Annotated in this window: 7 protein-coding genes; 3 read left to right on the top strand and 4 right to left on the bottom strand. The window is 74.3% G+C overall.

Annotated elements, in window-relative coordinates:
* Positions 1-37 precede the first annotated feature (37 nt).
* Entirely contained in the window at positions 38-577 is a 540-nt protein-coding gene (locus tag ACFW2G_RS05380; protein ID WP_384449150.1) for a LysM peptidoglycan-binding domain-containing protein, read from the bottom strand.
* 191 nt (positions 578-768) lie between these two features.
* On the opposite strand from ACFW2G_RS05380, the gene ACFW2G_RS05375 reads away from it, so the two are divergent.
* Positions 769-1,671: a hypothetical protein gene (locus ACFW2G_RS05375; RefSeq protein WP_384449147.1), complete on the top strand. Its 903-nt coding sequence runs from the start codon at positions 769-771 to the stop codon at positions 1,669-1,671.
* Between the two features lie 90 nt (positions 1,672-1,761).
* On the top strand, positions 1,762-1,926 hold the full coding sequence (locus ACFW2G_RS05370) for a hypothetical protein (protein WP_157840211.1): 165 nt from the start codon (positions 1,762-1,764) through the stop codon (positions 1,924-1,926).
* A 72-nt stretch (positions 1,927-1,998) separates the two neighbouring features.
* On the opposite strand, the gene ACFW2G_RS05365 is transcribed toward ACFW2G_RS05370, so the two are convergent.
* Entirely contained in the window at positions 1,999-5,046 is a 3,048-nt protein-coding gene (locus ACFW2G_RS05365) for a BTAD domain-containing putative transcriptional regulator (RefSeq protein WP_384581023.1), read from the bottom strand.
* A 321-nt stretch (positions 5,047-5,367) separates the two neighbouring features.
* Here ACFW2G_RS05365 and ACFW2G_RS05360 point away from each other — a divergent pair, with 321 nt between their 5' ends.
* On the top strand, positions 5,368-6,816 hold the full coding sequence (locus tag ACFW2G_RS05360) for an NB-ARC domain-containing protein (RefSeq protein WP_384581021.1): 1,449 nt from the start codon (positions 5,368-5,370) through the stop codon (positions 6,814-6,816).
* A gap of 72 nt (positions 6,817-6,888) precedes the next feature.
* On the opposite strand, the gene ACFW2G_RS05355 is transcribed toward ACFW2G_RS05360, so the two are convergent.
* Positions 6,889-7,947: an MmcQ/YjbR family DNA-binding protein gene (locus ACFW2G_RS05355; protein WP_384449139.1), complete on the bottom strand. Its 1,059-nt coding sequence runs from the start codon at positions 7,945-7,947 to the stop codon at positions 6,889-6,891.
* A 13-nt stretch (positions 7,948-7,960) separates the two neighbouring features.
* Positions 7,961-9,103: an NAD(P)/FAD-dependent oxidoreductase gene (locus tag ACFW2G_RS05350; protein WP_384449136.1), complete on the bottom strand. Its 1,143-nt coding sequence runs from the start codon at positions 9,101-9,103 to the stop codon at positions 7,961-7,963.
* Between the last annotated feature and the right edge of the window lie 20 nt (positions 9,104-9,123).

Below are 9,123 nucleotides of genomic sequence, written 5' to 3'. Positions count from 1 at the left end.
GACCCGATGGTCCGGCCGCCGCCCCTTCCGCGCGTGCTCAGGTGGGGAGGGTCAGGACCATGCCCGGGCTGACGCGGTCCGGGGTGTCTCCGATGACGCCCCGGTTCATCGCGTAGAGCTCGCGCCAGCGGGCCTCGTTGCCGAGCTCACGGTGGGCGATCCCGGCCAGCGAGTCACCGGCCCGGACGGTGTACGTGCGGTGCCCGGCCGAGACGGGAGGCCTGGCCACCGGAGCCGCGGGCACCGCCTTGTGCGCGGCCGAGTGCGGTGTGGGGGTGTGCGCGGCGCCGCGCGCCGTCGAGAGCGGCGCCGGCTTCGGCCTCGTGGCCGGCCTGGGGGCGGCCGGCACGGCCTTGTGGGCCGCCGAAGCGGGCGTGGGGGTCGCGGGGGAGGGCCGGGCCGGCGCGGCCGCCGCCATGCGTTCGGCGGCGGCCTTGGTGGCCGCCGCGGCGTCGGCCGCCGAGCCCGCCGGGGGCCGCGCCGCCGGGTCCGGCTGCTGGACCACCTGTTCCCGTGCCTTCGCGGCCGCCTCGTCGGCCTTGTGCCTGTCGGACTTCAGGAAGTCGAAGAGTCCCATGTGCATACGCCTCCGGCGTGCTGGTCCCCCCTGGTTCGGTGCCCTTCCCCACTGTCTGCCACCCGGCGCCGGCCGGCCCCGTGGCGGGGCCGTCCGGGGGACGTGGGCCCCCGCACCCCCATGGGAACACGTCGGGAAGGAAGCGGGAAAGCACGCCGCGAACATCGTGGGACACGATGGAGGAGAATTCTGTGATCATCAAACAGGCCGCGGAGCGGGTCGTACTGGTCGGGCCCGGGCCCGGGCTCCTGGACGCCGCGGTCACGGCGGGTTTGGACGTCTGGGTGGTGTCGGACACCGGCTCCGGCCCCCCGCACCCGCAGCCCCCCGCCGGCCTGCCCGCGCACCGGCTCCTGCGGGTCGACTTCGCAGACCCGCTCGCGCTGCGGGACGTGCTGGCGCGTGCGGTCGCCGAGCACGGCATCGGCCACGTCCTGTACCTCGCGAGCGACCTGGAGAGAGGGCTCGGGAGCGGCGCCGCCGCCGCCGAGGACCTGCTGCGGGAACTGTCGCCGGCGGTCGGGCAGCCGACGGGCCGGCTGCCCGACGCGGTGGCGATCCGGCGCATCCTCAACCAGAGCCGGACCTCCGCGGTCCGCGCGGAAGAGGCCCGTTCCATCGCCGAGGCGCGCACCCTGGCCGAGGACTTCCCCCTTCCGGTGGTCATCAAGTCAGCTGACAAGGCGGGCTGTTGGTGGACCGTACCGGTGCACGACCGCTCCGGACTCGACCAGTGGGCCGAACGGGCCGTCACCGCACGGCATTCCGCCCCCTACCTCGTCGAGGAGCTCCTGACGGGAGCCAAGTTCCAGGTGGAAACGCTCACGGTGGACGGCATGCACCTGGTCGCCGGGATCACCCCGGAGGGGAACGCGGCGCCGCTGCCCGACGGCGAGCAGGCGGGCGTTCGCGCGACCGTGCGCGCCCTGCTCGACCTGGCCGGGTACGAACGGGGCACCACGAGGACGGACGTGCTGGTCGGAGCCAGGGGATCGCGGATCGCGGCGGCCACCGAACCCGACCGGGAACGGACCGGGAACGGCCGTTCCCGCCCGGCCGTCACGAGCGGTATCGAGAGGGGAACGGACCGGTAATCGCCTCGACGAGTCTTTGTCCTGTCGAGAGCGGCCACCGCACCACACGGGAACCGCGCACCGGGCACCACACACCAGGGGGTTCAGAACATGCGCAGCAAGCTGGTCGGACTGATCGGGATCATCGCGGCGGCCCTGGTGATCGGCACCGGCGTGACGGTCGGTACGGCGGACGCCGGCCAGCCCTCCGGGTACGAGGTGCTCGCGGACGACCGGGGTCCCGGCCTCCCCTCCCCGGGCCCCACCGGCAAGTGACCGGCCTGTAGCGCACGCGACGGAAGTGCCCCGCACCACACATCCCGGTGCGGGGCACTTCCACGTGCGGGGTCAGTAGGCCCTGCGATGCGCCGGCAAATCCATGAAGTCGAACAACTCCTCGGCGGCCGCCCGGTATTCGGCCGACGCCGCGGAATCGCCGAACACCTCGGCCGCATGGGCGAGGCCGACGAGCGCGAAGGCCTCCTCGGCCCGGAAGCTCATCGACGAGGCGATCGTGCGGGCATGGGAGTGCATCGCCATGGCCGCCTCGTGTTCCCCCCATCTCATGTGCAGCTGGCCGACGATGTTCTCGACCTTGGCGAGCCGGATCGGTGCTCCGCTCGCCCGCCCGAGGACCAGCGCCCGCTCGGCGAACGTCCGGGCCTGCGAGGTGTCGCCCCGTTCCATGGCGACCCGGGCGGACAGCGCGAACACCAGGGCGACGTCGCCCGGCGACCGGGTCTCGTCGCACAGGTCGCGGGCCCGCTTCAGGCCCGCGTCCGCGTCCGCGTACTCGCCGAGACCCACCTGGGCGAAGGCCAGATCGGTCAGGGCCATGATCTCGTTGCCCCGGCCGTGGGCGATCTCCAGCGCCTCACGGGCTGCGTCGGCCGCCTCCGGATAGCGTCCCCACCGCTCGTACAGGGTGCTGAGGATGGTCAGCGTCTCGGCGGCCGTCGCGGGGCCGCTCAGCTCCTTGGCCAGGCGGACGGCCCGCTCCAGGATGGGCAGGGCCTCCGCGTACCGCCCGAGCATCGTCATCAGCAGCCCGATGGTCGACTCGCTGTGCCCCTCGGTGTGCCGGTCCCCGGCGCGGATCGCGGTGTCGCGCGCCTCCGTGGCGACCTCCAGTCCTTCCTCGAACCGCCCCAGCTTCCAGCAGGCGGCTCCCAGGTTGGACAGGCTGATGCCGAGGAGCGAGAGGTCGTCGAGCCGCCGGGAGGCGGCCACCGCGAGATGCCCGACGCTCCAGAACGCGTCGAGCTGCCCCTGTGCGTACAGGTGGAAGCCGATGTTTCGGCTCAGGCAGGCCGCGTACCGGTCGTGACCGGACCGCTCGGCGAGGGCCACCGCCGCGAGCAGTCCCGCCTGCTCGCGGACGAACCAGTTCAGGGCCTGCTCGGCATCCCTGAAGACGGGCCGTTCACCCTCGTACGGCGCGATGCCGCTCGGCCTGCGCTCACGGCCCGGGAACAGCACCTCGCAGGCCGCGTCCGAGGCCGTCATGTAGTAGCTGAGCAGCCGCTCGACCGCCGCCGCGTCGTCGTCCGCCGTCGCCGGACCCCGCAGGCTCTGGGCGAAACTGCGCACCAGATCGTGGAAGGTGTAGAGACCGATGTCGGGCTGACGCACCAGGTGGACGTCGAGCAGGAACTCCAGCGCGTCCTCGGCGTCACGGACCGACGTCCCCAGGAGCGCGGCCGCCGAGTAGACGTCGGTGCCCGCGCACGGGTACAGGCTGAGGATGCGGAACGCGGTCCGGTACTCCTCGTCCATGGCCAGGTAGGACAGGCGCAGGGTTGCCGCCACGCTGCGCTCGCCCGAGCTCAGCTCGTCCATCCGGCGCGTCTCGTCGCGCAGCCGCTCGACCAGGTACCGCACCGTCCAGCGCGGCCTGTTGCGCAGCCGGGCCGTCGCGATGCGCAGGGCGAGCGGCAGGTGGCCGCAGAGCCGGGCCAGTTCGGCGGACGCCTCGGGCTCGGCCGCCACCCTGGCCTCGCCGAGCGTCTCGGTCATCAGGCTGGTGCTGTCCTCGGGCTCCATCATCCCGATGGACACCCACTCGACGCCGTCGAGGTCGAGGAGCCGGCCGCGGCTCGTGATCAGCGTCAGGCTGCCGGGCGAGACCGGCAGGAGCGGCCGGATCTGCGCGGCGTCGACGGCGTTGTCGAGCAGCAGCAGCATCCGCCGCCCGTCCAGCTTCGTCCGCCACAGTGCGCTGCGCCCCTCCAGGTCCTCCGGGATGCGGTCGCCCGGGGTGCCCAGGGTGCGCAGGAGGCTGTCGAGGGCGGCGGCGGCCGACACCGGCTTGCCGCCGGGAGTGAATCCGTGCAGGTCGATGTGGAGCTGCCCGTCGGGGTACCGGTCGGCCAGCTGGTGGGCGGCCCGCACCGCGAGGGTGGTCTTGCCCATGCCGCCCATGCCGTCGACGGCGACGACGCGGGCGTACCGGTCGCCGCCCCGGCCGCTGCCCCGGGCGTAGTCGAACAGCTCGGCCAGTTCGCGGGTGCGGCCCGTGAAGTCCGGCAGGTCGTAGGGCAGCGTGCACGGGGCGTCCCCGGAGGTGGCCGCGGCGTGCGGTGGCGCCTGCGGCTGTCCGGGAACCCGCTCCGCCGGGGCCGGCGGCCCGACGGCGGGTACCGGGACCGGGAAGGCCGGTTCCGGTGCCGCCGCCGGTGCGGGAACATCCGGTTCGGGCACCGCGCCGGCTGGTGCCGCGGGCTCGGCTGCCGGGCGTTCCGGAGCGGCCAGTTCGGGGCTGTCCCGCAGGATCGCCTCGTACAACCTGGCCAGCCGCGGGCCCGGATCGATCCCGAGCTCGTCCACGAGCAGCTCGCGGACCTCCCCGTACTCCTTGAGCGCCTCCGCCTGCCGCCCCGACCGGTAGAGGGCCAGCATCAGCTGCCCGCGGAGCGTCTCCCGCAGCGGGTGCTGCGTGATCAGCGCGCGGAGGCCGGAGATGAGATCGCCGGACTCCCCCAGGGCGAGGCTGAGGTCGAAGAACTGGTCCGCCGCGGCCAGCCTGCGCTCTTCCAGCGCGGTCGCCGCGGCTTCGATCACCCGGCCGCCCATACCGGACAGGACCGAGCCCCGCCACAGCGCGAGGGCGCTCCGCAGCGCCTCGGCGGCCGCCGGGCGGCGACCCTCCCGCAGGGCCTGGCCGGCCTTCCCGGTCAGCGCGTCGAACTCCAGGAGGTCAACCTGGTCGTCCGTCACCACCGCCCGGTAGCCGGGCCCGTCGGTCGCGATCACCTCGGTGCCGGCCGGTATGCGCCTGCGCAGGTCCGCGACGGCCTTGCGCACCTGGTGCGCGGCGGTCACCGGCGGGTCCTGCTCCCACGTCGCCTCGACGAGCCGGGCGACCGGCACCACCCGGCCGGATTCCAGCAGCAGCATGCAGAGGACGCGTTCCTGAATCGCTCCCCCCAGCCTCAGCCGTGCCTGTCCGAACCACCCCTCAAGGGATCCGAGCACGTTGAACCGCAGCAGAGTCCCCCCTGCCCCGTCCGTTGGTCTCTCACCTGACTCCGCATCCGCCCCAGGCATGGGACATCCACCCCCCTCAACAGACCCCTGGCCAGGCCATGTCAACCGGATCATAGGGGTTACTCCTCGCTGGCGGTAAGCATCCGGTAGCAGATCAGGAAGCACGGCACGGACAGTTCACGGGCCGGCCTCGACGGGCCGCGGACAGAGCGAGTGCCAAAGGAGACGGGTGTGGGAAGACTGGAGCGACCGCTGGCCCCCGATGCCGGACCGGTCACCGCGTTCGCCCGGGAGTTGCGCAGTCTGCGTGCCGCGGCGGGCAGCCCCGGCTACCGCGACATGGCCATGCGGGCCCGGTTCTCCGCGTCGGTGCTCTCCGACGCGGCCGCCGGATACCGGCTCCCCACCCTCCAGGTGGCCCTCGCCTTCGCCGAGGCCTGCGGCGGTGACCGCGCCACCTGGGAACGCCGGTGGCACGAGGCGGCCCGCCCCGTGCCCGAGGACGGCAACCCCCGCCCCGCGGCCAAGGCCGTACAGCAGCACCAGGAGAACGAACTGCGCGCCGCCGACGTACGAGCCGTACTGCCCCCGCCGGCCCAGCTGCCGATGGCGCCCCGCGCCCTGGTGGGACGCGTCGAGCTGATCCAGCAGGCCAGGTCGCTGACCGCGCCCGCGCACGGCGGCCAGCCGGCCGCGGTCCCCCTGCTAATCAGCGGTCAGGTCGGTGCGGGCAAGTCCGCCTTCGCCCTGCGGCTGGCCCACGAACTGGCGACGGCCCTGCCCGACGGACAGCTCTACGCGAACCTCGACCCCGCCGCGGACGGCCGCAAGGACGCCGCGGGTATCGCGGGCGGTTTCCTCGAAGCGCTCGGTATCCCGGCCGACCGGATCCCGAACGACCCTGGGCAGAGAATGGGCTTGTACCGGTCTGTGCTCGACCGCCGCAGGATCCTCGTGCTGCTCGACAACGTGCAGCACGAACGCCAGGTGCGCGAGCTCCTGACCGCCGCGCCCGAGAGCCGCGTCGTGATCACCAGCCGCTCCCGGCTGCTCGGCCTCGACGGGGTGTGCCGGCTGCGGATGCCCGTCCTGGACCGCGACGAGTCCATGCACCTGCTCGCCCAGTCGCTGGGCGCGGACCGGGTCGGCACCGATCCGCGCTCCTGCCTGCGGCTGGCCGAGGCCTGCGGAGACCTGCCGCTGGCCCTGAACCTGGCCGCGCGCCGGCTGGCGGCCCGTCCGGAGTGGATGCTCCAGGACGCGGTGTCCGACCTGGTCGGCGAGGGGCCCGGGGAACCGGGCCGGTTCCTGGGCCGGCTGCAGGTGGGCGACGACGCCCTCGTCACCCGCCTGGACAGCGCCTACCGCCAGCTGACCCCGTGGGCCCGCCTGGTGCTGAGGCAGTTCGCCGGGTCGGACGGACCGCCCTCGGTGGACAACGTCGTGTACGAGTCCGCGGACGCGCTCGCCGTCCTGGTGGAGCGCTCCGCGCAGCCGGTCGAGGACCTCCTCGAACGCCTCCTGGACGCGGGCCTGCTGGACCACTCCGACGTGCCCGGGGAGTACGGGCTCACGCCCATGGCCCGGGCCTTCGCGCTGACCCAGCCGGACCCGACGGACGAGTCCCCGGCCGGGGCGCCGCGGTCGGCGGCGCAGGTGCCCGCACGGGCGGCGCGGTAGGCCGGCGCCCGCGGTCCGCGCCGCAGGCCGCGCCGCGGGCCTGGCCGCCCGGTCCGCGGGACCGCGCCGTTCTCAGCCGGCGGCTCCCGCCGGGGGCGGCGTCCGCGCGCCGTGGGTGATCGTCACGTACAGGTACTCGTCGAGGATCTTGGCCAGGGACACGTGCGGCCTGCCCAGATCGGCGCAGACGGAAGCCTCGGGCAACCCTCCGGCCTCGGCGAGCACTGCGCGCGCCCAGGCACCGCCGGTCCGCAGGTGGCGGGCGAAGGCGTCGCCGTCCCGGGCGCCGTGGAGTCGCTCCGCGATGGCCGCGTCCCAGGGCATGACCGAGGCGGGGCGCAGCGCGTACAGCGCCTTGGAGGCGGCGGTCGGGCCGAGGCTGCGGCGGCCGACCGGTACGGCCGCCAGCTCCGCGTAGGCCTTCGCGAGCCGGGAGATCTCGCGGGGGCCGAGCGCCGCCAGCGGCGCGTCCGGCATCCCCCGGTGGCGCTCCCACCAGGCCGCGAGTCCCGCCCCGAAGGCGTCGGGCTCGCCCTCGCGCGGGTAACGGATGCGGCATCCCCAGGAGTTGAGCCAGCGGTGCAGGGCGGTGCGGTGCGCGGCGGCGGAGAGGTCGAGGGCGCCGGTCTCCTCGCGCAGTGCCAGCCAGCTGCGGTCCACGCCGGCGAATCCGTTGAACACCTCCGCCGCGGCATGCAGCCGGGCCAGCGTGGGCGGTGACGGGACCGGGGCCGGGCCCGCCGGGTCTCCCGCCGCGGTCCCCGCCGGGGGGCGGTCGAGGTGTTCGCGGGCCACCCTCGCCGGCACCACCATCCGCCAGGCCTCGGTGACCAGTTCCGTCAGCTCCTCGCGGTCCAGGGCGGCGAGGTGGGCCTGCGCCCAGTGGAAGCGCAGATCCGACTCCCTGGGCAGGAAGAACTTCGCGGGTTCGGCGGCGACGAGCGCCGCCCGCTCCTCCTTGGGGAAGGCGAAGCCCAGTTCGCTCTCGTCCCGGGAGAGCGCGAGATAGACGATCCTGCCGATCCGGAACTTCACCCGGTCCCGGACGAGATGCTCCTGGGTGCGCGGCAGGGCGAGCGCCAGCCGACGCACGTCGTCCACCGTGACCGCGGCCCGCTCCTTCGGTGTCACGCCGGCCCCCCGCTCACAGGCCCGCGAGCTGCGGGGCGTGGACGTCCAGCGGCCCGTCGAGCGCGCCGACACCGATCGGTGCGGGGCTGCGGCCGCCCAGCCGGTCGGCGAGCGACCTTGCGATGAGCGGCGCGAACTTGAAGGACGTCCCGCCGCAGGCCGCGTACGCGTATCCCGCGCTGCCGAGGGCGACGACCAACGGGCCGCCGGTGGGCGCGAACGCCGAGTAGTAGGCGTCCTTGGCGGTGGCGACCCAGGCCGGCCCGAAGCCGGGGAGGACGTCCCCGAACTCCTTCTCCAGCTTGCGCTGCCAGTACGGGTCGGTGGCGTAGTCGGTGATCGCGTCCACCGCCCGGCAGGCGGTGGCCGAGGTGAGCTTGAGGGCCGTGCCCGCCACCGGGGGGATCAGCCAGGCTCCGCCCCTCGTACCGAGGGCGGGCACGGCCGGGGTGGCGGCCCAGGCGGCCGCCTGCCGCCGCGGCACCCTGCAATACAGGAGGGACTGCCGGTAGAGCGTGAGCTGTTCGGACATGCCCGCCGGCAGCAGGTCCCGCGACCAGGGGCCGACCGCCATGAGGACCGCGTCGCCGTGCAGCACCTGCCCGTCCACCAGCCGTACCGTGCCGCTATCGGCGTCGACGGCGGTCACGGGCCGGTGTTCGATCAGCTCGATGCCGCGCTGCCACTTCAGCCAGCCGACGCATGCCGCGAGGACCCGTTCGGCCAGCAGAACGCCCGCCTCGGTCTCCAGCACCCCGCCGAGGCCGCCGTCCAGGTGCAGGTGCGGGTAGCGGTCGGCGAGGCCGGCCGAGGTCAGCTCCGTCGCCCTCCCCCCGGCCCTGACGATCATGGCTGCCCCGTCCGCGGCCGCCGCCGGCGGCACGACGGTGAGTGCACCGACCTGCTCGTAGAAGCGCGTCACGAGGAGCTCTTCCAGCTCGATCCACCGCCGGTGTGCCCGCAGGGCGGCGCCGGTGGTCTGCGGGTCCGCGGGATGCAGGGCTCGCAGGATCCGGTGCTGGTCGAAAGAGGTGGCCCGGCTGTGCGGGATGGGCCCCTGGTCGACGATCGTGACCCGGTGTCCGTCGAGCACGCACTCGACCGCCGTCAGCAGCGCGATCACGCCCGCGCCCACTACCGTTACCCTCGCCGACATCACCCTCCTCCTTTCTTGGT

The organism is Streptomyces sp. NPDC058880 (genome assembly GCF_042742535.1).
GTDB lineage: Bacteria > Actinomycetota > Actinomycetes > Streptomycetales > Streptomycetaceae > Streptomyces.
The sequence above is the reverse complement of the archived record's forward strand: the minus strand, read 5'-3'. Positions and strand labels throughout refer to the sequence as shown.

What these genes read in the sequence shown, in the direction of transcription:
- ACFW2G_RS05365 (WP_384581023.1), bottom strand. Translation starts at nt 5,046, where the DNA reads ATGCTGCTGCTGGAATCCGGCCGGGTGGTGCCGGTCGCCCGGCTCGTC.
- ACFW2G_RS05370 (WP_157840211.1), top strand. Translation starts at nt 1,762, where the DNA reads ATGCGCAGCAAGCTGGTCGGACTGATCGGGATCATCGCGGCGGCCCTG.
- ACFW2G_RS05380 (WP_384449150.1), bottom strand. Translation starts at nt 577, where the DNA reads ATGGGACTCTTCGACTTCCTGAAGTCCGACAGGCACAAGGCCGACGAG.
- ACFW2G_RS05350 (WP_384449136.1), bottom strand. Translation starts at nt 9,103, where the DNA reads ATGTCGGCGAGGGTAACGGTAGTGGGCGCGGGCGTGATCGCGCTGCTG.